Below are 22492 nucleotides of genomic sequence, written 5' to 3'. Positions count from 1 at the left end.
AAATGCCTGTCGCAGTTTGAAAAGATCGGGCTGCGCCACGTTTCTATAATGGTCAGGTAACTTCTAACCAGAATTCAGAGACAGGATTTCCGATGACCCGTACCGACTCGCCCAAGAAAGCCGCTTTTCACTGGGATGACCCGCTGCTGCTGAACAGCCAGCTGACCGATGAAGAGCGCATGGTGCGCGACGCCAGCGCCGCGTATTGCCAGGACAAGCTGCGCCCGCGCGTGCTCGAAGCGTTCCGTCACGAGTCGATGGATGTGTCGATCTTCCGCGAAATGGGCGAACTGGGCCTGCTCGGCCCGACCATTCCCGAAGAATACGGCGGCCCGGCAATGGGGTATGTCGCCTACGGCCTGATCGCGCGCGAAGTCGAGCGTGTCGATTCCGGCTACCGCTCGATGATGAGCGTGCAATCGTCGCTCGTCATGGTGCCAATTTTCGAATTCGGCAACGAAGCCACCAAACAGAAATACCTGCCGAAACTGGCCACTGGCGAATGGATCGGCTGCTTCGGCCTGACCGAGCCAAACCACGGCTCGGATCCCGGCTCGATGATTTCGCGCGCCCGCAAGGTCGAGGGCGGCTACAGCTTGAGTGGCGCCAAGATGTGGATCACCAACTCGCCCGTGGCCGATGTGTTCGTCGTGTGGGCCAAGGACGATGAAGGCGCGATCCGCGGCTTCGTGCTCGAAAAAGGCTGGAAAGGTTTGTCGGCGCCGGCAATCCACGGCAAGTTCGGCCTGCGCGCGTCGGTCACCGGCGAAATCGTCATGGACAATGTGTTCTGCCCCGAAGAAAACGCGTTCCCCGACGTGCGTGGCCTGAAGGGCCCGTTCACCTGCCTGAACTCGGCCCGCTACGGCATCGCCTGGGGCGCACTGGGTGCAGCAGAAGACTGCTGGCACACGGCGCGCCAGTACACGATGGACCGCCAGCAGTTCGGCAAGCCGCTTGCGGCCAACCAGCTGGTGCAAAAGAAGCTGGCCGACATGCAGACTGAAATCACGCTCGGCCTGCAGGGCTGCCTGCGCCTGGGCCGCATGAAGGACGAAGGCACGGCAGCGCCGGAGATCACGTCGATCATGAAGCGCAACTCGTGCGGCAAGTCGCTCGACATCGCCCGCATGGCGCGCGATATGCTGGGCGGTAACGGCATCTCGGACGAGTTCGGCATCATCCGCCACATGGTCAACCTCGAGGTCGTCAACACCTACGAGGGCACGCACGACATCCACGCGCTGATTCTCGGCCGCGCACAGACCGGCATCGCCGCGTTCTGATCAGGTAGTCCCCACGGCGCGGCAATCGCCGCGCCGTTCAAGAACCATCCGCAATCTGCTCCTGCAACAGCGCCAGCATCGCCTGCGCCGCTGGCGTGGGCGCGCCTTCGCTGCGCCGGACCACGCCAATCGAACGCCGGATGACAGGATCGACCAGCTCGCGCCGCACCAGCCCGGCGCTGGCAATCACATCGGCTGCCAGGCTCGGCAGGGCCGCCACACCCAGCTCTTCGACCACCATGGCGCCGATCGTGGCCAGGTGATCGACTTCAAACGCCGGATAAAAATTGATTCCTGCCTGCAGCGCGGCCGCGTCCACGTACTGGCGCACGCTGGTGTGGCGCGACATCGAAATATGCGGATACGGCAGCGTCTCGGGCAGGCGGATCGGGCTACTGTCGCGGCCCAGCGGATGCCCGGGCGCGGCCAGCAGCACGAATTCGTCGGTCGTCAGCGGGATGTATTCCAGATCCTGGTAGGCCGGATTGGCGGCGGTGATGGCGAAGTCGACACGGCCCTGGCGCACCAGCTCGAATGCCGGTTCGGACAGCGTGTCGGCCAGCGACAACGCGATGTCGGGATGGCGCGCATGAAAGACGCGGAACAGCCGCGGCACGAGCCGCGCCGCCAGCGATGGCATCGCGGCCAGTGCCACCCGGCCCCGGTGCAACGCCGTCACGTCGCGTACTGCGGCGGCCGAGCGCTCGATATCGGCCAGCAATTGCTGCGCGTGCAGAACCAGCACCTCGCCGGCAGCACTCAGGGCCACCGAGCGCGTGGTGCGCGAGAACAGGCGACTCCCAAAGCCCTCCTCCAGACGACCGATGAGGGTCGACAGGGCCGACTGTGACAGGCACACCTGCTGCGCCGCCTTGCTGAAGCTGAGCGTGTCAGCCAGGGCAAGGAAGGCGCGCAATTCACGCGCGGATAGATTTATTTCCATAATCGATAAGTTTATAGAAAAAATGCGTTTCTCAGATAATTTGATGAAGCGCAAACTAAGTTCATTCTCTTTTTGAAAATGATCATGGAAAACTCGACACTTCCCAAGCCTGCGCAAGCGCTGGCCCTCGTTGCAGGCGGCGGCACGATGGGCGCTGACGTGGCGATCGTGCTGGCGCGCGCCGGCTGCCGCGCGATCGTGCTCGAACCTGGCGCCACGCGCCGCGACGCGCTCGACACCTATTTTGGCGACACCCTGCGCAAGCTGGGACTGGAACACAAGCGCGAGCGCATCACGACCTGCGCCAGCCTCGACGAACTCGACTGGCAGGCCATCGACCTCGTCATCGAGTGCATTCCAGAAAAGCTGGCGCTCAAGCAGGCACTGTTTGCCGAACTGGTCCAGCGCGCGCGTCCCGATACTCTGCTGTGCAGCAACAGCTCGAGCTTCCCCATTTCTGCCATCGGCGAACACCTGGAAACAACCGAACGCATGCTGGGCCTGCACTTCTTCATGCCCGCGCATCTGGTACCGCTGGTCGAAGTCGTGCTCGGCGCGGACTCATCAAGCGAGCTGGCCGAGTCGTTGATGGCCTTCATGCGCGCCTGCGGCATGGTGCCGGTGCTGGTCCGCAAGGACCTGCCGGGTTTCCTGGCCAACCGCCTGCAGCATGCCCTTGCGCGCGAAGCGTTTGCACTGATCGACGCCGGTATTGCCACGGCCGAAGATGTCGACGCCGCAGTACGCTTCGGCTTCGGCTTTCGCTACCTTGCGGCCGGCCCCGTGCTGCAGCGCGACCATGCCGGCATTGACGTGCACTACCCGGCAGCGACCACCATGTACCCGTCGCTGGCGGCCAACACCACGCCGGCCCGGGTGCTGGCGCAGCGCTACGATGCCGGTCACTACGGGATGAAAACGGGCGAAGGCTTTTATCGCTGGACGCCGGACACCATTGCCGCCGAGCGCGCGCGTTACGATGGCTTGTTGATGGCCGGGTTGCGCCTGCTGGCGCCTGAACTGCCAAAGATCGAGGACCAATGACCATGCCTGCCACCCTATCGCCCGCGGCCCGCCCGGCGCCGCGCATTGCCCTGATCCACGCCCTGAGCCATTCGGTTGAGCCGATCAACGCCTTCATGGCCGAGCAATGGCCTGAAGCCACACGCATGAATCTGCTCGACGATTCGCTGTCGGCCGACCTGGCGCGATCCGGCCGTGGCCTGGACGCTGCGATGCACAAGCGCTTTGCCGATCTGGCGGACTATGCGCTTGGCAGCGGGGCCGAAGCCATCCTGTTTACCTGCTCAGCCTTTGGCCCGTGCATCGAAGCGGTGGCGCAGCGCTATCCGCACATTCCCGTGCTCAAGCCTAACCAGGCCATGATTGCCGATGCCGAGGCCGGTCAGGCTGCCGGCCCGGTAGGGTTGATCGCGACGTTCGGCCCCACGCTGGCCTCGATGCCCCCCGAATTTCCGGCACGCGTGGCACTGCGCTGCGCGCTGGCCGAAGGTGCACTCGATGCGCTCAACCGGGGCGACGTCGACCTGCATGACGAGCTCATCGCCGACAGCGCACGGCGGTTGATCGACGATGGCTGCGCGACGATCTCACTGGCGCAATTCAGCATGGCGCGCGCACATGACGCCTGTGTCCGTGCAGCGGGCGCGCCGGTGCTGACCACGGTGCACAGCGCCGTGCATGAACTGAAACGGCGCCTGGCGCAGCAGGCACCCTGAACGACAACGTACCACCCCACCAAAACAAAACAAGACAAACCGGAGACAAAGCATGCTCAAGAAGGTACTTCTCGCAACGCTGTTCATGACCCAGGCGCTCGTTGCCGGCGCCGCCGACGTCTATCCGTCCAAGCCCATTCGCTTCGTCGTGCCCTACCCGCCAGGCGGGCCGACCGACGCGATGGCGCGCCTGATCCAGGGACCGCTGCAGGCAAAGTTCAAGGTTCCCGTCATCATCGACAACCGGGGCGGCGCCGGCGGCAATATCGGCACGGGCATGGTGGCGAAGTCGACGGCGGACGGCTACACGATCCTGCTGGCGGCCAGCGGACCGATGGCCGTCAACAAGACGCTGTACAAATCGATCCCGTTCGACCCGGACAAGGATTTCGCCCCGGTAATCCAGATCTCGGCGTTCCCTCTGGTGCTCGAAGTGCACCCTTCGGTCACGGTCAAGAACGTCAAGCAGTTCATTGCCATGGCAAAGGAGCAGCCCGATATGCTGAGCTTTGCCTCGGCCGGCAACGGCACCCCGCAGCACCTGGCGGGCGAACTGTTCAACACTGCGGTGGGCACCAAACTGCAACACGTTCCCTACAAGGGCGCCGGCCCGGCGCTGAACGATGTGCTGGGCGGACACGTCAAGGTCATGTTCGACATCCTCGGCAGCTCGGTCCAGTACATCAAGACGGGCAAGCTGCATCCGATCGCCGTGACGACGGCCACGCGCGTTCCGAGCTTGCCGGACGTGCCGACCCTGGCCGAGTCGGGCCTGAGCGGCTACAACTTCACCGGCTGGCACGGCATCGTGGCGCCGGCCGCCACGCCCAAGCCGGTGGTGATGCGCCTGAATCAGGCGCTCAACGAGATCTTCGCCGATCCGGCCTTCCGCAAGAAATGGGAAGAGCTTGGCACGCCGGTCGTCGGCGGCACGCCGGAAGCGTTCGGGACCCTGATGCGCACCGAATCGGTCAAGCTGGGCAAAGTGGTCAAGGACGCCGGTGTGACGGTCGATTGATGCAGTGCGGGGCGTGGGCGTCATCATGACGTCACACGCACTTCTTATCATCCCTTCAATTTTTCGCCTCACCACCATTGAAGGGTTCACATGCATCAGGTCGTTCTCCGCCGTCTTCCGCTTGCCGTCGCCATCGGCGCGGCACTTGCCCTGTCCGCCTGCGGTGGTTCCGACCACCATGACGACGCCGCCGCCGATGTCGCCATCGTCATCCCGGCCGCGCCAGCGGACCAGGGCGCGGCCGACACGGCGCCGGTGCCGGCAGTGCTTGCTTTTGTCGACACCGCCGCCACCAACCAGCGCGGCGACGCCCGCTACGCCACGCTGGCCACGAATGCCGGCGTGCGCGTGCTGGGCGGCATGCTCGCCATCTGGAAGCCGGTCACCGAACTCGTCGATGCAGGCCAGACGGCCCCGGCCGTCGACGGCTTCCCGGCCGTTGCTGCATCGACCTGGACCGGTGTGCCGAACGACGGCACCAATGGCGGCACGATCATCAACGCCGCCGTGCACAATGCCAACATCGATTACGTGGTCAAGGCCACCGCCAGCCGCACCTCGGAGCAGGCGCTGCTGGCGTACCTGGACGACCGGCGCGGCAAGGGCTACAGCGTCACAGGCGGCATGGGCCCGCTGACCGATGCGTGGCGCAGCGCCTCGCGCGCGACCACCACCATCAACGACATGCCGGCGGATGCCACCAAGGTCAAGTACGAAGACGGCGGCAACAACAACGGCGTCGGCGGCGCCGCCAATGCCGAGTTCGGCAAGGTCGTCGACCTGGTCAATGCGATGGGCGGCAACGGTTCGACCGAGCCGGCCAAGCGCTTCTACAAATACGCGCGCCCTTACCGCTGGAGCAGCGCGGTGCAGGTCGTGCCGCAGCTGGAACCGGCCAAGAGCACGACGCCGAACACCGACGGCGGCTTCACCAGCGGCCACTCGGCCGAGGCGGTGCGCAACGCGGTCGCGATGGCCTATGTACTGCCGGAACGCTACCAGGAACTGGTCGGCCGTGGCCTCGAACTGGGCGAGAGCCGCATCCTGGCCGGCATGCACTCGCCGCTGGACGTGATCAGCGGCCGCGTGCAGGCGCAAGCCGTCGCCGCTGCCAATCTGATCGCCGCCGGCGCCACGACGCGCGCCGCCGCCCGCGAGCAGGCGCAGACCACGCTGATGAAGCTGACCGGCACCACCGCCAGCACCTTCCCGAGCTACGCCATCTCGGGCACGCCGGCGAACGATCGCTTTGCCGACTACGCGACGAGCAAAGCCAACTACCTGCGCCGCATGACCTTCGGCCTGCCGCTGATCGGCTCAACCACCGCGCCGGCCGTCGTGCCAAAGGGTGCCGAAGTGCTGCTGGAAACGCGCCTGCCGTACCTGACCGACGCGCAGCGCCGCGTCGTGCTGAAAACCACCGCGATCGGTTCCGGTTATCCGGTCCTGGACGATGCTGAAGGCTGGGGCCGCCTGAATCTGTTTGCTGCGGCTGAAGGCTATGCAGTCATTACCGGCAACGTCGTGCTGAACATGGACGCGAGCAAGGGCGGTTTTAACGCAGCGGACCGCTGGCGCAACGACATCACCGGCAGCGGCAAGCTGGTCAAGCAAGGTTCGGGTGCGTTGAAGCTGGGCGGCAAGAATGCCTGGACCGGCGGCACGCAAGTGGATGCTGGTAGTCTCGAAGCGTTGTCGACAACGGCCTTCGGCACGGGTGACGTGTATGTCGCCGGCGGCGGCACTGTGATCAGCAACGCACCGGCAACACTGGTCGTGGGCGGCAAGTACACGCAGCTGACCGGCGCGACGCTGGAACTGCGCCTGGGCGCGGCCCAGGGCGGGCGCATGAGCGTGACGGGCGCGGCCACCATCGGCGGCGGCACCTTGCGCATCAAGTTCCAGGATGGCGTCAAGCCGGCCGTGGGCGACACGCTCACCGTCATCAGCGCGGCAAGCCTCAAGGGCAAGTTCGAGACCATCACGGTCGACGGCTTTACCGTGACGCCAACCTACACCGACACCGGCCTGCAACTGCGCCTGGGTTCGTAAGCTCGGCGCAGGTTCTACGAAAATGGGGCCGGGTTCGATGACGAACCCGGCCCCATTGTGTTGCCACGTTGCTACCGCAGCTTATTCGTCGAACTCTTCGGCCAGATTCTTCCAGCCGCGGCTCTTGGCAAACGCGGAAAATTCTTCCGGCGCCTCGAGCACGATCAGGCGGCTCTCTTGCAGGCCCGGGTCGCTGTGGCCGAAATCTGGCCCCTTGTACCCGAGCGTGCGCAGGCGCTCGACGAGTTGACGCATCAGGACGGTGTCCTTGTAGGCATCAGGATCGAGCTTGGCAGCAAACTCCACGTACACATCGATGATCCCGTAACCCTCGTCGAAAATGCGGATCTCTTTGACGTCGAGGGTACGGCCGTTGCTGTCCTTGGCCTGGAAGGCGCCGGACAGTTCAATATCGGTATCAGTAGTCATGGTGAAAGCATAGCACCGAGCCGCAGGTTGCGTAGCGCACGTCAACATCACGACCAGCCCCTTGCCTGGCTACACTTCCCATTGCAGCTTGAAGGTCAGCGACCTGCTCCGTTCATCCACCAGCGGCAGCTTGTCATCGACAATGCCCAGCGACACCGTGCGGCCGTGCCGCCATTGGTAGCGGTACAGCAGCGAGCGGTGTACCTGGCGGTCGTTCCAGGCCTCGAGTTGTGTCACGCCGTCGTCGCGGCGTGCGGCCCAGGTGTTCTGCGCCAGCAGCCGCACCGAGTCGCGAGGGCTGAAATGGACGATGGCCAGCGCGCGCCAGGCCGTGTCGGAAAATGCCGGCTGGCCCAGCGTGCCCTGCACCCAGGCGCGGTTAATATGTTGATCAAGCTCCAGAGACCACCCGCGCGGCAAGGGAAAGCGCAGGCCCACGTCGAGGATCACGTTCCCGCCCGGCCCCACGCGGTCGGCATCGGCGTCCAGCTGGCGCCCCAGCGCCGCTTCCAGCGCGATCTTCGAGATCCACGGCGCGGGCGTCGTTTCGATGCCGACATTGATGACGCGCGTATCGTGCAGGCGGCCCAGGGGCCGTGCGCGCTGACGATCAAAGCCCAGCTCGGCCCACACGCCCGTGCGCCGGGTCGCGGCCAGCCAGACGCCCGGGCGCAGCTTGCGCTCGACCGTTTCGCCGCCGGCCTGCCCCGTCACCCGGTCGGCCAGCGTGCGCATCTCGTGCAGCACCAGATAGGTCTCGAATTCGTACAGCTCGAGCCCTCCCAGGGACTGCGGCCCCAGGATGCGGTTGATCGAGCCGGTGGCGCGGGCGATGCCTGCTTGCGGTACGAAGCCGTTGTCGTTGACGAAGCCGGGCGCGATCGCTTCGACTTCGGCCTCGTACCACCAGCGTTCGGTCTTGTGCAGCGACTTGCCCCACAGATAGCCGCCCGAACGCCCCGCCACCCGTGCCGGCACATCGTCGTCGACAAAGCCCGCCGTCGTGCGCGACACCATCGCCACGCCGGACAGTTGTTGCTGCTCGCCATCCGCCCCTTCGCCGCGCCACTGGGCATCGACGCCGACGACATCGTTGCCGCCGAAACGGTGGTAGTCGCGCTGCGAGGCGAACGCGCCCAGCAGCAAGCCCTCCCCGTGCCAGCGTGCACGCACGAGGCTCGCGACCGTCCGTTTGGTCTGCCCGTATTCCAGCGTTTCGTACGGCTTGCCGCGCAGGATCAGGCCACCCGGCTCGTCGCGCAGGCTCATCGCCGTGGCGTCGGCATGCGCCGCGCGCCAGGTTGCGCGCAGGCCGTATTCGGGATCGTTCACGGTGCGCGAATAAAAGGCCGGCAATGGCAAGCCCAGCACGTCCGCACTCTCCAGAAAGAAGCCGCGCTTTTCGGGCAGCGACAGCGCGATATTGCCGGCGCCCTGCGACACCGGCTCGTCGATCTCGACCTGCGAGTAATCGGGATTGATGGTGGCGTTGAAGACCCAGTCGGCGCGCGGACGGGCATTGATCTCCAGACCCAGTTCGGCCTGACTGCCGCGCGTGCGCGTCCCCGGCATGGCGGCGCGTTCGCTGCGCACCGTCAGTTCGGGCCGCAGCTCCAGAAAGCTGCGGTCGCGCACCGCTTCCACGGTGGCCTCCATGCCATCGATCTCCTGCAGGAAGCTCAGGTGGCTGAGCGCATCGATTCGAAATGGCGCCGTCACCAGCAGCATGCCGTCGGCATGCGGGATGCTGCGCTCGACCATCAGGCGCCAGTTGCGGCCATCGGCGTACGGAAAGCGCAGGCTCGACAGCGGCCAGCGCACTTCCATGCTGTAGCCGTCGGGCAGGATGCTCACGGCCGTCTCGACCGGAAAATCCGGCCCCAGATCCGATTCGTCATCCTCGGCGCGGTGGATGCCGTCGCTGACCACGCCGGTGGTATTGATGCGCACGAACTGGGCATTGCGGCCATGGCCGGCCGGGTCGATCCAGATGCCGATGAAGTCCTGGTCGACAGCGACCTTGTCGCGTCGCGCCAGCAGGCCCCGGCGCAGGTGCGGCGCGTCGTCCCAGGCGCGGATGCCGAACACCAGCGCACCGTCGTCGACCAGCACTTGCACGCTGGTCTTCAAGGCAGCGGGCGCAGGCGCGCCGTCGCGCGGCTGGTGCTTGTGGAAGTCCTGGTAGACAGGTGCGCGGCGCCATGCGGGGTCATCCAGGGCGCCGTCGATCGCCGGCGTGTCGCCCGCCGCGATGCGCAGCGCGCGCAAGCCACTGCCATGCGCATCGCACGCGTGCAGGACAGCACAAAGCAACAAGCCGAGACAGGCAAACGAGGCGGGGGACATGCGCAGCACCATGAAAATCAGCCGCCCAGTCTAGCATGCGACTTGCCAAAGAGAAAACTTTTTGGGGCCCGGAATGCCGTGTTTGGATGACATGTGGCGCCGGTCAATTGTGACACCTTGCCAATGCCGCTTTACCTTGCGTGGCATACCGAATGCATCTGATGACGATTCGTCTTGCCACTCGTACTTGGCACTTGCCAGCGGCCCGATTTGCGCTACCATCGAATGCATGTTGCATGGCCTGCACAGGCTGGCGCATTTCACGGCAGAGGCATGATGAGCTTGACCCACCCCGTATCCGATCCGTCCGCATCCAGCCGCAGCGATGCCTTGTCGCTCGACCTGTTGCTGAGTAATTTGCCGGGCGCTGCCTACCGCTGTCTCAATGACAGCGAATGGAGCATGGTGTTCATCAGCGACGGCGTCGAAAAAGTAACCGGCTATTCGGCAGCCGCGTTCACCGGTCGACCGGGCCTGTCGTTTGCGAGCATCATCCTGCCCGAAGACCGCGACCAGATGCATGCGGCGGTGGCGATCGCACTGGCCCAGAACCAGCCCTTCCAGGTCACGTACCGGATTCGCACTGCCAACGGGCAAATCCGGTGGATCTGGGAACAAGGCGCGCTGAACCGGCAGGCTGGGACGCTCGAAGGTTTCCTGGCCGATTTCACGCGGGTCAAGCATGCCGATCTGGTCATGCTCGAACAGGCGTCATTCCTGCAGCAGGCGCGTGATGCGATCATCGCGATGGACATGGCCTCGCGCATCAGCTACTGGAACCATGGCGCCGAGCGCCTCTACGGCTGGAGTGCGCACGAAGCAATCGGCAAGCGCTTTTGCGAGCTGCTGTGCGACGAGCAGGCCCATTACGAAACCGCGTTCGCGCACACGCTGGCCGATGGCGAATGGTGCGGCGAACTGGCGCACATGCGGCGTGACGGCTCGAAGGTCGACACCGACACGCGCTGGACCTTGCTTGCCCCCGACGCCGTGCCGGGCGCGAGCCAGAAGATCCTGGTGATCGGCACCGACATCAGCGAGCGCAAATCGAGCGAGGCGCGGATCTTCCGGCTGGCGTTCTTCGACCATCTCACCGACCTGCCCAACCGCGCCAACCTGCTCGACCAGCTGCGCCGCGCCCTGCTCGGCAGCGCCCGCAGCGGCAAGTGCGGCGCGCTGATGTTCTGCGACCTCGACAACTTCAAATACCTCAACGACAGCCAGGGCCACGCCGCCGGCGACCTGCTGCTGCAGGCCGTGGCGCGCCGGCTCGAAGGCTGCGTGCGCGAAGCGGACATGGTGGCGCGTCTGGGTGGCGACGAGTTCGTGGTGCTGATCCGGCCCGTCGAGGATTCGCGCGATGTGGCGGCGGCGCAGGCCGAGACGGTCGCCAAAAAGGTGGTCGCAGCATTGGCGGCGCCGTTCCAGCTGGGCGAGCTGCATTACACGTTGTCGGTGAGCGTCGGCGTGGTCACGCTGTGCGGCCTGCACGACACGGTCGAATCGACCTTGCGCCAGGCCGATGCAGCGATGTACCAGGCCAAGGCGGCCGGGCGCAACACGTTTCGCTTCCACGACCCGGCGGTGCAGGCCGCGTGGCTCGCGCGGGCCGAACTCGAAAGCGGCTTGCGGCGCGCGCTGCAACGCCACGAATTCGTGCTGCACTACCAGCCGCAACTCGACCGCTCGGGCCGCGTGATCGGGGCCGAAGCGCTGCTGCGCTGGCACCAGCCCGATGGCAAGGTCGTGCTGCCGTTTGACTTCATCCGCATCGCCGAAGAAAGCGGGCTCATCATCGAGATCGGGGCCTGGGTCATGCGCACTGCCTGCCTCGAGCTGGCACGCTGGCAGCGCCAGCCGGCAACGGCCGGCCTGACGCTGTCCGTCAACGTCAGCGCGCGCCAGTTCACCGAACCGGATTTCGTCACGCTGCTGGCGACGATTTTTGCCGAGACCGGCGTGCAGCCGTCGGGGCTGCGCCTGGAGCTGACGGAAAGCCTGGTCGTGACGGATTTCACATCGACCGCGCAGACGATGGCCACACTGAAACGGCAGGGTGTCTCGTTTGCGCTGGACGACTTCGGCACTGGCTACTCGTCGCTGGCCTACCTGCGCAAGCTGCCGCTGGACCAGCTCAAGATCGACCGCTCGTTCATGCGCGACGTTCTCACCGACCAGAACGACGCCTCGATCGTGCGCTCGATCATCGGGCTGGGCGACAGCCTGGGCTTGCAGGTGATTGCCGAAGGCGTGGAGACGGCGGGCCAGCACCAGTTTCTGGCCAATGCAGGCTGCCATCTCTACCAGGGCTTCCTGTACCAGCCGGCAATGAGTGCCGAACTATTCATGCAGTACGCAACCACCACGCATTAAAAAAGCCCGCACGCGGCGGGCTTGTATCACACACAGCACTGCCAACGATCACCGCGTGGACGGGGAACCCGTCCACCCTACGGCATCGCTGCGCATTGTGCTTAAAACTTGTAACCCACCGCCAGCACGATCGCCACCGGGTCCAGTTTCATGAACTGGGTCTGGCCGGTCGAGAAGTGCACGTCGGTGCGCAGACGCGTCTTGATGACCGTCGCGTCGGCGAACCAGCGCTCGTCGAAGTTCATCGCGATACCGACTTGCGCGCTGTAGGTGAGCTTGTTGTCGATCTTGAAGGTGGTCGGCACGTCGCTGCCAGGATTGGTGATCGAGGTCAGCTTGCCGTTACCGCGTTCCTTCATGAAGTACGCGTAGGTCGGGCCCACGCCGATGAACGGACGGAAGGCCGCGGTCGGCGCGAAGAAGCGGTACTGGAAGAACGCGGTCGGCGGCAGTGCCTCGACCGTGCCCACCGAACCCACGCCGGTGATCGCGCCCGCACCATAGATCTGGTGCTTGTACGGCGTGCCGAGGGCGCCCTCGACCGACAGGTTGTCGGTAAAGCTGTACGACAGGATGAGCACTGGCTGCATGTCGTTGCCGACGTCGGCCTTGGTGCCTGGCAGTGCTGGCGCGCTGATGTCACCGCTTTCGACCTTCGGCATCAGGCGGTTGAAACCGACCTTGGCGGTGATCTGGCCGGCCGATTGCGCCGATGCGCCGGTGGCGAACGCCAGTGCGGCAGCGACACCCGCAACCTTGGCGATACTGCTAAAACGAACTTTCATGACTTCTCCTGATAGATGTGTGAGGGCCCGCCGCCAGGGCAGGCCCGCCGCTCGTTGCTGAGAACCTGCTTACAGCCAGCCCTTGATAGCCATGTCCTTGAAGACGTAGCGGGCGATAAGGTCGTTCTCGAACGGGGTCGGATGGATCCCGTCGGCGAACATGTAGCGGCTCACATCACCTGCCACCGTGTTGTTGGCGGTGCAGATCAGCGAGGTCCCACCCAGCGCGTTGTTGGCGCACGCCGGGGTACTGGTGTTGGTCAAGCCATACGGGCCAGGATTTTTCACCTGGTCGTTGCTGACCGAGTACAGATCGGAGTACAGCACGCGCGCATCGTCGGCGCCCAGGCCGGCCTTGAGCTGCGTGTTGAAGGCATTGACCATCGCGGCGACCAGCGACTGGATCGCAGCCGGACGCGATTTCGCGGTCGGCGTGCTGGCCACGTCAGGCAGGTTGGCGACGATCACGTACTTCGCGCCCTTGGCCAGCAGTTCGTTCTTGACCAGGCCAGCCATCTGCGCACCGGCGGTGCCCAGCGCGGTCACCATCGCGGTGGCGTTGGCAGTAGCGTAAGCGCCGGCGGCGGTGTTGCCGGCAGCAGTGCCGTCCGCTTGCGCGGCGGTCACGAGCGGACCGTACACGGCAGGTGCGGCAACCGCCGAGTTGCCCGGCTGGGTAGCGGCAGCGCGCACGGCGGCAGCGACCAGCGTTGCATCGGTCTTGCCTGGACGGGCATTCTCGGTGGCGATCGCGGCCAGGATTGCCTGGGTGGCGGCTTGCGGGTTGGTGGCGGTGGCGCCAAGGCGGGTGGCCAGGGCACCTGCGAAGGCTTGCGCACCGGCAGCAGTGCCGGCGCTGGTCACGGCTGCCAGTTGCATCAGCACGTCATTGCCGCCCGACAGGACCGTCACGAGCTCGGTGCCGGTGAACTTGTTGCCGGACCGGGCCAGGTGGTTGGCGATCTGGGTGACCATCGGGGTGGTCATTTCGCCGATCGGCGAGCCGGTCGCGGCATTGCCCGGGCCGATCGGATTGACCACGCGCGAACCGCCCTGAGCGTAGTTGAAGCAATTCGGATTGTTGACGATTGGAACCGAGAAGCCGAGCGATGCGTCACCTTGCAGGCCCGTCTGCGCAGCGCATGGCGCCGGCAGCTTGAGCTGGGCAGCCATGAAGTCGAGCCAGATCTTGCCGTTCAGGTCTTCGCTCTTGGCAGTGCTGTCACCGTTGATGGTGAACTTGCCGCCGCCAGCCGCTGCCACGGCGCCGACACGGTAGGTGCCGACGTCCGACAGGCTGTCGCCGAACGAGACCTGCTTGGTGAACGTGACCTTGGTCGCCTGGTCGCCGCCCGCCGGGCTCGTGCCGCCGCCGCACGCGGACAGCAGCGCTGCCGTCAGCACGGCCAGCGCAAAATTGGTTTGACGCATTGTGTCTCCTGAGTTGAATTTTTCTAAACGAACGCTCGTGCTATTCGCCGCTTCATTACTATGCCAGCGTTCATTACCCATGTATAGCAAAATCCATTGCTTCAACAGTTGTTGCGATTCGTACCTAGTAGATCCGATGGGTCTGGCTGTCGGGGTCGGATTATAACCAGCCTTTACATGGCAGAAAGTGGGGAATTTGTAACGGAGGGCAGTAAGTTGCGGCGTACTTACGCCCCGTCAATCGATCCGGTGATGTAAATCAGACGTTTGGTTGAACGTTGAGCAAACCGTGGACGATGCCCGTCGATCCATGCGCGGCGCGGCGCAGGCGATCGTTGACGCCCAGCCACTCGCCCTGCTGCGGCGGTGATTCGACCAGGATGACGTCGGCGCCCTGCCCGTCCATCGCGCGCAGCGCGGCGTACAGCGCATGGGCGAAGCCGGCTGGCCGCGGCGGCAGGCGCTGCCCGGCGTGGGTTTCCGGCATGGTGCTGACGTGGATCAGCGCGACCTTGCGCCCGGCCGCGTGCAGCTGTTCAATCGTCTCGAGCAGTACGGTGCGTTCCTGCATCGCCACCGGCGTATGCGGCGCGTAATGCGATTCGAGCGTGCCCGAAGCGCGCGGCGCCGCCGCATCGGCGGCGGCCGGCATGCGATCGATCACGGCCGCGATCGCCTCGGCGCTGATGTGGCCAGGGCGCAGCAGCACCGGACCAAGTGTGTCCAGGCGCGACAGGTCGACGATGGTCGATTCGATGCCGACCTGCGACGCTCCGCCGTCGAGCACCATCGCCACCGTGTCGTCCATCGCGAATTCGTCGACGACGTGATCGGCCAGCGTCGGGCTGACGTGCCCGAACTTGTTGGCCGACGGCGCGGCGATGCCGCCCTTGCCGCCCTTGAACGCGCGCAACAGCGCCAGCGCCACCGGGTGCGATGGGCAGCGCAGGCCGACCGTGTCCTGGCCGCCGCTGACGGCGTCGGGAATGTTCGGCGCGCGTTTCAGGATCATCGTCAGCGGGCCGGGCCAGAAGGCCGCGGCCAGCGCGCCCGCCTCGGCCGGGATGTCGCAGGCCCAGTAATCGAGCGGGGCTTCCGGCGCCAGGTGCACGATCACGGGATGGTCTTGCGGGCGGCCCTTGGCCGCGTAGATGGCGGCCACCGCGGCTGGATTCTCGGCGTCGGCGCCCAGGCCGTACACGGTCTCGGTCGGAAACGCGACCAGCTCGCCCGCTTCGAGCAGGCGGGCGGCGGTGTCGATGACCGACTGGTCGATCTGCAGGTCGGTCATGATCAGGGTGCGATGCCGAGGATGGCGCAGGCGGCGCGCAGACTGGCCTGCGCTTCGCCCAGGGTCGGCGCAACGAAGGTCACGTGGCCCATCTTGCGGGCGCGGCGCGGGTCGTCCTTGCCGTACAGGTGCAGGTTGGCGCCGGGCAGCGCCAGCACGCGGTCCCAGGCCGGTTCGCGCGTGTTGTCCGTGTCACCGTCAAACCACACGTCGCCCAGGATATTGAGCATGACGCTCGGCGAATGCTGGCGCACGTCGCCCAGCGGCAGGCGCGCCATCGCGCGCACCTGCTGCGCGAACTGGCTCGTGATGCACGCATCGATCGTGTAGTGGCCGCTGTTGTGCGGGCGTGGCGCCATCTCGTTGACGACCAGCGTACCGTCGTCGAGCACGAAGAACTCGATGCACAGCACGCCCACGTAACCCAGCTGGTCAACGATGGCGCGCGCCGCATCCTGCGCCTGGCGCGCGCATTCGGGCGACACATTCGGACCGGGCACGGTGGTGGTAAACAGGATGCCGTCGCGATGCACGTTTTCGGCGATCGGGTACACGACCGAGGCGCCATCAATGCCGCGCGCGGTCAGCACCGACACTTCATAGGCCAGCGGCAGCATCTTTTCGAGCATGCAGGTCACGCCGTCCATATCGTCAAACGCCGCACGTACATCGTCGCGCGTGCGCACGCGCACCTGGCCCTTGCCGTCGTACCCCATGCGCACGGTTTTCAGAATACCTGGCAGCAGATCGTCACCGATGGCGTCGATGTCGGCGTGCGAGGCGATCGTCTTGTGCAGTGCCGGCATCACCTTCGAGGTTGGCGCACACTCGACAAAGAAACGCTTTTCGGCGATGCGGTCCTGGGCGATCGACACGCACGATGCGCCCGGTGCGACAAAGCTGCCTTCGGCCAGCAGTTGCAGGCTGGCGGCCGGCACGTTCTCGAACTCGGTCGTCACGGCGGCGCACAGCGCGCGCAGTTCGGCCAGCGCCGCCGCATCGTCGTAGCTGCCTTCGATGGTGCGATCGGCAACCTGCCCGGCCGGGCAATCGGCACTCGGCTCGAGCACGGCAACCTGGTAGCCCATACTTTGCGCGGCATGCGCGAACATGCGGCCAAGCTGGCCGCCGCCCATCACGCCAAGCCAGGTGGACGGATCGGCCGATGGAAGAATTGGAGAAGTCTGCTGCGCTTGGGTCATCGGATCAAACAGGTAAGGTCATGGCCTGGGCGGCGGCGGTCTGGTCGCGGCGGAACTGCTCCAGTTTGTCGGCCAGGGCGTCGTCATTGGCAGCAAGGATCGCCACGGCGGTCAGCGCTGCATTGGCGGCGCCTGCTTCACCGATGGCAAACGTTGCCACCGGCACGCCTTTGGGCATCTGCACGATCGACAGTAGCGAGTCTTCGCCACGCAGATACTTCGATGGCACCGGCACGCCCAGCACCGGCACGATGGTCTTGGCGGCCACCATGCCAGGCAGGTGAGCCGCGCCGCCGGCGCCGGCGATGATCGCGCGCAGGCCGCGTGCGCGGGCTGTCTCGGCGTAGGTGAACATTTCGTCCGGCATGCGGTGGGCCGAAATCACCGAGGCTTCGAACGGCACGCCGAACTGCTTCAGGATCGCGACCGCGTTCTGCATCACGTCCCAGTCGGACGACGAGCCCATGATGACGCCGACGAGCGGCTTGGATTGCTCGGTCATCGCTTATGCCTTCAGCTTTTCGCCGGTCAGGCGTTCGATGGCCTCGAAATACTTGGCCTGGGTTTTGTCGATGACGTCTTGCGGCAGGTTTGGGGCCGGTGCGGTCTTTGGCCACTCGGTCAGGGTTTCCAGATAGTCGCGCACGAACTGCTTGTCGAACGACGGCGGCGACATGCCCGGCGCGTACGAATCGGCTGGCCAGAAGCGCGACGAATCGGCGGTCAGCACTTCGTCCATCAGGTGCAGCACGTTGTTGTCGTCCAGGCCGAATTCGAACTTGGTGTCGGCGATGATGATGCCGCGCGTGGCCGCGTATTCGGCAGCGGTGGTGTAGAGCTTGATGCTGATGTCGCGCATCTTGGCGGCCAGTTCGGCGCCGATTTTTTCTTCCATCTGGGTGAACGAGATGTTTTCGTCGTGCTCGCCCAGGTCGGCCTTGGCGGCCGGCGTGAAGATTGGCTCCGGCAGCTTTTCAGCCTGCTGAAGACCGGCTGGCAGCGCGATGCCGCAGATGGCACCGCTTTGCTGATAATCCTTCCAGCCCGAACCGATGATGTAGCCGCGCACGACGGCTTCGACCATGATCGGTTTCAGGCGCTTGGCCACGACCGCGCGGCCGTTCACCTGCTCGACCTCGTTTGGCGCGACCACGCTTTCCGGCGCAACACCGGTCAGGTGGTTCGGCACGATGTGGCCGAGCTTCTCGAACCAGAAATCGCTCATCTGGTTCAGTACCTTGCCCTTGCCGGGGATCGGCTCGTTCATGACCACGTCGAAGGCCGACAGGCGGTCGGTGGTGACGATCAGGATCTTGTCGTCGCCAACGGCGTAGTTATCGCGCACCTTGCCGTGACCGAGCAGTGGCAGGGACTGAATGGAGGATTGGTAGAGGCTGTTCATAGATGGGGTATCAGGAAAGCGGAACCGGCGACAAGGGCCGCCGGTTGAGAAAGTCAGGCCATGCAGGCCTGGCCAATGCGATATTTTACGTCAAAACAGGCCGGCGTCGATCAAACGACGGGCCTTGATACACGATCCGCGCCCTCAAAACGTCGTTCCCGCGAAGGCGGGAACCCAAGTCGACACAGCTGCGGCAAACCATGCGCTTGCCGCTGTGCGAAACACATTGGGTTCCCGCCGCCGCGGGAACGACGTGGTCAAGGCGGCGCCGAGGTTTATTGAACGATCTGCGACAGCTCGCCGGCCTTGTAGCGCTCGGCCATCTTGTCCAGCGGGATCGGCTTGATCTTGTCGGCCTGGCCTTCGCAGCCGAACGACAGGAAGCGCGCCTTGCACACGTCCATTGCCGCTTCGCGCGCCGGCTTCAGGTAATCGCGTGGATCGAACTTCGACGGATTCTGGAACATGTACTTGCGAATCGCGGCCGTCATCGCCAGGCGAATGTCGGTGTCAATATTGATCTTGCGAACACCGTGCTTGATGCCCTCTTGGATCTCTTCGACCGGCACGCCGTAGGTCTCTTTCATGTCACCGCCGAATTCACGGATGATCGCCAGCAGCTCTTGCGGCACCGACGACGAACCGTGCATCACCAGGTGGGTGTTTGGGATGCGTGCGTGAATCTCTTTGATGCGGTCGATCGCCAGGATGTCGCCGGTTGGCTTGCGCGTGAACTTGTACGCGCCGTGCGAGGTGCCGATGGCGATGGCCAGCGCGTCGCACTGGGTACGCTTGACGAAGTCGGCAGCCTGGTCGACGTCGGTCAGCAGCTGCTCGCGGGTCATGGCGCCGTCGGCGCCGTGGCCGTCTTCCTTGTCGCCCATCATCGTTTCGAGCGAACCGAGCACGCCCAGTTCGGCTTCGACGGTCACGCCGATCGAGTGCGCAAACTTGACGACTTCTTGCGAGACAGCGACGTTGTATTCATAGCTGGCGACGCTCTTGCCATCGGCTTCGAGCGAACCGTCCATCATCACCGACGAGAAACCCGAACGGATCGCGGCCATGCAGACGGCCGGCGACTGGCCGTGATCCTGGTGCATGACGACCGGGATGTGCGGATAGGCTTCGACAGCAGCGTCGATCAGGTGACGCAGGAAGGCTTCGCCCGCGTATTTGCGCGCGCCGGCCGATGCCTGCATAATCACCGGGCTGTTGACAGCGTCGGCGGCAGCCATGATGGCCTGCACCTGTTCGAGGTTGTTGACGTTAAATGCCGGCAAGCCGTAGCCGTTTTCGGCGGCGTGGTCCAGCAACTGACGCAGTGATACGAGTGCCATGGTAGTACTCCAAAACAATAAAGAAACTTGTCGGGAAGTGGCGCGCGCCGAGCGCGGCATGCTGAGCAATCAGCATGCCGTGAACGCATCAGGCGCAGTGCCCCATCCCCTTAATCATATTCGCCCACACGCACGATCTTGAGCGCATTGGTGCCGCCGGCTTCGCCCATTGGCGAACCCCACGTCACGACGATCAGGTCGCCCTTGCGCACGTAACCTTCATTCATCAACAGTTCTTCGGCCTTGCGCAGCACGGCGTGGCTGCCACCTTCCTGCTCGAGGTGGAAGGCGCGCACGTTGCGGTACAGCGAAGCCTTGCGCTCGGTCGTCTTGAGCGGGGTCAGTGCCAGGATCGGCGTGTCGATGCTGTGACGGCTCATCCACAACGCGGTCGAACCCGACTCGGTCAGCGCCACGATTGCCTTCACGCGCAGGTGATGCGCGGTAAACAGCGTACCGTACGCGATGGTCTGGTCGATGCGGGTGAACTGTTTGTTGAGGAAGTCGACGTCGACCTTGTTGTATTCGGACATCTCGGCTTCGAGGCAGACCGCGGCCATCATCTCGACGGTTTCGATCGGGTACTTGCCCGATGCGGTCTCGGCCGAGGTCATGACAGCGTCGGTGCCATCCAGCACGGCGTTGGCGACGTCCGACACTTCGGCGCGGGTCGGCACGGCGTTGACGATCATCGACTCCATCATCTGGGTCGCCGTGATGGCCAGCTTGTTCGAATCGCGCGCCATGCGGATCATGCGCTTTTGCAGCGCCGGCACGGCGGCGTTGCCCACTTCAACGGCCAGGTCGCCACGGGCGACCATGATGCCGTCCGACGCATCCAGGATCTCCTGCAGCAGCGGAATCGCTTCGGCGCGTTCGATCTTGGCGATCATCATCGGCTTGTGGCCGTACGGCTCGCCGGCGATATTGGCCAGCTGGCGCGCCATTTCCATGTCGGTGGCGCTTTTCGGGAACGAAATGGCCAGGTAGTCGGCCTGGAAGCTCATCGCGGTCTTGATGTCTTCCATGTCCTTGGACGTCAGGGCCGGCGCGGTCAGGCCGCCGCCCTGACGGTTGATGCCCTTGTTGTTCGACAGCTCGCCGCCGACTTTGACGGTGGTGCAGATTTCGTGGCCGGCGACGCGGTCGACGATCAGCACGATCAAGCCGTCGTTGAGGAGCAGCCTGTCGCCTGGCTTCACGTCGCGCGGCAGCGCCTTGTAGTCCAGTCCCACGCGCTCCTGGTTGCCCAGTTCGCCGTTCTCACCCCACTTGGCGTCCAGGATGAACCGGTCGCCATTGTTCAGGAAGATCTTGCCTTCTTCAAACTTGCCGACGCGGATCTTCGGACCCTGCATGTCGGCCATGATGGCCACTTCACGGCCGCATTCGGCGGCGGCGCGGCGTACCAAGGTGGCCCGGTCAATGTGATCCTGGGCCTTCCCGTGCGAAAAGTTCAGGCGTACGACGTCAACGCCGGCGCGGATCATTTTGACGAGAATATCGAAGTCGGTCGATGCTGGGCCGATGGTTGCGACGATCTTGGTGCCACGGTACATGAAGTGTCCTTGTAAAAAACAAAGCGCAGCCACGGCTGCGCTAGGGTCTCATTTATGCTGCAGACTGCGCGCTGCGTTGCAGCAGGATATCGACCGCTGGCAGCGTTTTTCCTTCGAGGAATTCCAGGAAGGCGCCACCGCCGGTCGAAATGTAGCCGATCTGGTCGGCAATCTTGTATTTTGCGATCGCGGCCAGGGTGTCGCCGCCACCGGCGATCGAGAAGCCCTTGGAACCGGCGATGGCCAGCGCCAGGGTCTTGGTGCCCTCGGCAAACTGGTCGAATTCAAACACGCCAACAGGACCGTTCCAGACGATCGTGCCAGCCGTGGCGACCTGCTCTGCCAGCATGGCGGCGGTCTGCGGGCCGATGTCGAGGATCATGTCGTCGTCTTGTACGTCAGCCACCAGCTTGACGGTGGCGGCAGCCGTTGGCGCGAATTCCTTGGCGCACACGACGTCGACCGGAATCGGCACTTGCGCGCCGCGCGCGGCCATTTTGTCGATGATCGCTTTGGCTTCGTTCACCAGATCGTTTTCAACGAGCGACTTGCCGATGTTCAGGCCGACGGCCTTCATGAACGTGTTGGCGATGCCGCCGCCGACGATCAGGTTGTCGACCTTGTCGGCCAGGCTTTGCAGGATGGTGAGCTTGCTCGAGACTTTCGAGCCGGCGACGATGGCCAGCAGCGGACGCTGCGGCTGGCCGAGGGCCTTGCCCAGTGCGTCGAGTTCGGCGGCCAGCAGCGGGCCTGCCGCGACGATTGGTGCAAACTTGGCGATGCCGTGCGTGGTAGCTTCGGCGCGGTGCGCTGTGCCGAACGCGTCGTTGACGTAGACGTCGCACAGCTTGGCCATTTTCTGGGCCAGCTCGTCGTTGTTTTTCTTTTCGCCCGCATTCACGCGGCAGTTTTCCAGCAGCACAACCGAACCCGGCGCGACATCGACGCCGTCGACCCAGTTTTGCTTGAGTTCGACCGGCTGGCCGAGCAGCTCGGACAGGCGCGCGGCGACCGGCGCCAGGCTGTCTTCCGGCTTGAACGCGCCTTCGGTCGGCCGACCGAGGTGCGACGTCACCATCACTGCCGCGCCCGCCTTGATGGCGGCCTGGATCGCCGGCACCGAAGCGCGAATGCGCGTGTCTTCAGTGATATTGCCAGCGTCATCTTGTGGCACATTCAGGTCGGCGCGAATGAAGACGCGCTTGCCCTGCAGGGCGTTCTGATCGATCAGGTCTTGCAAACGGGTGAAACGGCGGGAAGCGTCCATTGGTCAGCGTGGCAATAGTGAAAAAACGT

Annotated in this window: 18 protein-coding genes; 6 read left to right on the top strand and 12 right to left on the bottom strand. The window is 64.7% G+C overall.

The window, feature by feature from the left end; genetic code table 11:
* Positions 1-92 precede the first annotated feature (92 nt).
* Positions 93-1286, top strand: a complete 1194-nt coding sequence (locus HD842_RS18150) for an acyl-CoA dehydrogenase (protein WP_183556159.1) — start codon at positions 93-95, stop codon at positions 1284-1286.
* A 37-nt stretch (positions 1287-1323) separates the two neighbouring features.
* Here HD842_RS18150 and HD842_RS18145 read toward each other — a convergent pair whose 3' ends face one another.
* A complete protein-coding gene (locus tag HD842_RS18145; protein WP_183556158.1) occupies positions 1324-2229 on the bottom strand; it encodes a LysR family transcriptional regulator in 906 nt (301 codons plus the stop codon).
* Between the two features lie 84 nt (positions 2230-2313).
* On the opposite strand from HD842_RS18145, the gene HD842_RS18140 reads away from it, so the two are divergent.
* The 4 genes from HD842_RS18140 to HD842_RS18125 all read left to right on the top strand — a co-directional run bounded on the left by HD842_RS18140 (position 2314) and on the right by HD842_RS18125 (position 7038).
* On the top strand, positions 2314-3273 hold the full coding sequence (locus tag HD842_RS18140) for a 3-hydroxyacyl-CoA dehydrogenase family protein (protein WP_183556157.1): 960 nt from the start codon (positions 2314-2316) through the stop codon (positions 3271-3273).
* Between the two features lie 2 nt (positions 3274-3275).
* Positions 3276-3968, top strand: coding sequence for an aspartate/glutamate racemase family protein (locus HD842_RS18135; protein ID WP_183556156.1), 693 nt, complete (start codon positions 3276-3278; stop codon positions 3966-3968).
* A 52-nt stretch (positions 3969-4020) separates the two neighbouring features.
* Positions 4021-4986, top strand: coding sequence for a Bug family tripartite tricarboxylate transporter substrate binding protein (locus tag HD842_RS18130; protein ID WP_183556155.1), 966 nt, complete (start codon positions 4021-4023; stop codon positions 4984-4986).
* Between the two features lie 90 nt (positions 4987-5076).
* Positions 5077-7038, top strand: a complete 1962-nt coding sequence (locus tag HD842_RS18125; protein WP_183556154.1) for a phosphatase PAP2 family protein — start codon at positions 5077-5079, stop codon at positions 7036-7038.
* 81 nt (positions 7039-7119) lie between these two features.
* On the opposite strand, the gene HD842_RS18120 is transcribed toward HD842_RS18125, so the two are convergent.
* Together HD842_RS18120 and HD842_RS18115 are read right to left on the bottom strand one after the other, a co-directional pair.
* On the bottom strand, positions 7120-7467 hold the full coding sequence (locus tag HD842_RS18120) for a hypothetical protein (protein WP_183556153.1): 348 nt from the start codon (positions 7465-7467) through the stop codon (positions 7120-7122).
* 69 nt (positions 7468-7536) lie between these two features.
* Positions 7537-9813: a hypothetical protein gene (locus HD842_RS18115; RefSeq protein ID WP_183556152.1), complete on the bottom strand. Its 2277-nt coding sequence runs from the start codon at positions 9811-9813 to the stop codon at positions 7537-7539.
* A gap of 276 nt (positions 9814-10089) precedes the next feature.
* Here HD842_RS18115 and HD842_RS18110 point away from each other — a divergent pair, with 276 nt between their 5' ends.
* Positions 10090-12186 (top strand): putative bifunctional diguanylate cyclase/phosphodiesterase, encoded by a 2097-nt coding sequence (locus tag HD842_RS18110; protein WP_229424824.1) that lies wholly within the window; start codon positions 10090-10092, stop codon positions 12184-12186.
* Positions 12187-12287: 101 nt separating this feature from the next.
* Here HD842_RS18110 and HD842_RS18105 read toward each other — a convergent pair whose 3' ends face one another.
* From HD842_RS18105 to HD842_RS18065, 9 genes are all read right to left on the bottom strand, one after another.
* Positions 12288-12971, bottom strand: a complete 684-nt coding sequence (locus tag HD842_RS18105; protein WP_183556150.1) for an OmpW/AlkL family protein — start codon at positions 12969-12971, stop codon at positions 12288-12290.
* Between the two features lie 69 nt (positions 12972-13040).
* Positions 13041-14402, bottom strand: coding sequence for an SGNH/GDSL hydrolase family protein (locus HD842_RS18100; protein ID WP_183556149.1), 1362 nt, complete (start codon positions 14400-14402; stop codon positions 13041-13043).
* 259 nt (positions 14403-14661) lie between these two features.
* Positions 14662-15693 carry an L-threonylcarbamoyladenylate synthase gene (locus HD842_RS18095; RefSeq protein WP_183556148.1) on the bottom strand — a complete coding sequence of 344 codons (1032 nt, stop codon included), beginning with the start codon at positions 15691-15693 and terminating at the stop codon, positions 14662-14664.
* Between the two features lie 2 nt (positions 15694-15695).
* Positions 15696-16895, bottom strand: a complete 1200-nt coding sequence (locus HD842_RS18090) for a 5-(carboxyamino)imidazole ribonucleotide synthase (RefSeq protein ID WP_183556147.1) — start codon at positions 16893-16895, stop codon at positions 15696-15698.
* Between the two features lie 4 nt (positions 16896-16899).
* Positions 16900-17397: a 5-(carboxyamino)imidazole ribonucleotide mutase gene (gene purE, locus HD842_RS18085; RefSeq protein WP_183556146.1), complete on the bottom strand. Its 498-nt coding sequence runs from the start codon at positions 17395-17397 to the stop codon at positions 16900-16902.
* 3 nt (positions 17398-17400) lie between these two features.
* Entirely contained in the window at positions 17401-18297 is an 897-nt protein-coding gene (locus HD842_RS18080) for a phosphoribosylaminoimidazolesuccinocarboxamide synthase (protein ID WP_183556145.1), read from the bottom strand.
* 275 nt (positions 18298-18572) lie between these two features.
* Positions 18573-19637, bottom strand: coding sequence for a class II fructose-bisphosphate aldolase (gene fba, locus HD842_RS18075; RefSeq protein WP_183556144.1), 1065 nt, complete (start codon positions 19635-19637; stop codon positions 18573-18575).
* A 110-nt stretch (positions 19638-19747) separates the two neighbouring features.
* Positions 19748-21196, bottom strand: a complete 1449-nt coding sequence (gene pyk, locus HD842_RS18070; RefSeq protein WP_183556143.1) for a pyruvate kinase — start codon at positions 21194-21196, stop codon at positions 19748-19750.
* A 52-nt stretch (positions 21197-21248) separates the two neighbouring features.
* A complete protein-coding gene (locus tag HD842_RS18065) occupies positions 21249-22463 on the bottom strand; it encodes a phosphoglycerate kinase (RefSeq protein ID WP_183556142.1) in 1215 nt (404 codons plus the stop codon).
* Positions 22464-22492: the final 29 nt, after the last annotated feature.

The sequence above is a fragment of the Massilia aurea genome, from assembly GCF_014200505.1.
Taxonomy (GTDB): domain Bacteria; phylum Pseudomonadota; class Gammaproteobacteria; order Burkholderiales; family Burkholderiaceae_D; genus Telluria; species Telluria aurea_B.
The sequence above is the reverse complement of the archived record's forward strand: the minus strand, read 5'-3'. Positions and strand labels throughout refer to the sequence as shown.

Bases quoted from the DNA above. Each gene is read 5' to 3' on its own strand.
- HD842_RS18080 (WP_183556145.1), bottom strand. From the start codon at position 18,297: ATGAACAGCCTCTACCAATCCTCCATTCAGTCCCTGCCACTGCTCGGT.
- purE (WP_183556146.1), bottom strand. From the start codon at position 17,397: ATGACCGAGCAATCCAAGCCGCTCGTCGGCGTCATCATGGGCTCGTCG.
- HD842_RS18090 (WP_183556147.1), bottom strand. From the start codon at position 16,895: ATGACCCAAGCGCAGCAGACTTCTCCAATTCTTCCATCGGCCGATCCG.
- HD842_RS18095 (WP_183556148.1), bottom strand. From the start codon at position 15,693: ATGACCGACCTGCAGATCGACCAGTCGGTCATCGACACCGCCGCCCGC.
- HD842_RS18125 (WP_183556154.1), top strand. From the start codon at position 5,077: ATGCATCAGGTCGTTCTCCGCCGTCTTCCGCTTGCCGTCGCCATCGGC.
- fba (WP_183556144.1), bottom strand. From the start codon at position 19,637: ATGGCACTCGTATCACTGCGTCAGTTGCTGGACCACGCCGCCGAAAAC.
- HD842_RS18140 (WP_183556157.1), top strand. From the start codon at position 2,314: ATGGAAAACTCGACACTTCCCAAGCCTGCGCAAGCGCTGGCCCTCGTT.
- HD842_RS18115 (WP_183556152.1), bottom strand. From the start codon at position 9,813: ATGTCCCCCGCCTCGTTTGCCTGTCTCGGCTTGTTGCTTTGTGCTGTC.
- HD842_RS18100 (WP_183556149.1), bottom strand. From the start codon at position 14,402: ATGCGTCAAACCAATTTTGCGCTGGCCGTGCTGACGGCAGCGCTGCTG.
- HD842_RS18120 (WP_183556153.1), bottom strand. From the start codon at position 7,467: ATGACTACTGATACCGATATTGAACTGTCCGGCGCCTTCCAGGCCAAG.
- HD842_RS18150 (WP_183556159.1), top strand. From the start codon at position 93: ATGACCCGTACCGACTCGCCCAAGAAAGCCGCTTTTCACTGGGATGAC.
- HD842_RS18110 (WP_229424824.1), top strand. From the start codon at position 10,090: ATGAGCTTGACCCACCCCGTATCCGATCCGTCCGCATCCAGCCGCAGC.
- HD842_RS18065 (WP_183556142.1), bottom strand. From the start codon at position 22,463: ATGGACGCTTCCCGCCGTTTCACCCGTTTGCAAGACCTGATCGATCAG.
- HD842_RS18105 (WP_183556150.1), bottom strand. From the start codon at position 12,971: ATGAAAGTTCGTTTTAGCAGTATCGCCAAGGTTGCGGGTGTCGCTGCC.
- pyk (WP_183556143.1), bottom strand. From the start codon at position 21,196: ATGTACCGTGGCACCAAGATCGTCGCAACCATCGGCCCAGCATCGACC.
- HD842_RS18130 (WP_183556155.1), top strand. From the start codon at position 4,021: ATGCTCAAGAAGGTACTTCTCGCAACGCTGTTCATGACCCAGGCGCTC.
- HD842_RS18135 (WP_183556156.1), top strand. From the start codon at position 3,276: ATGCCTGCCACCCTATCGCCCGCGGCCCGCCCGGCGCCGCGCATTGCC.
- HD842_RS18145 (WP_183556158.1), bottom strand. From the start codon at position 2,229: ATGGAAATAAATCTATCCGCGCGTGAATTGCGCGCCTTCCTTGCCCTG.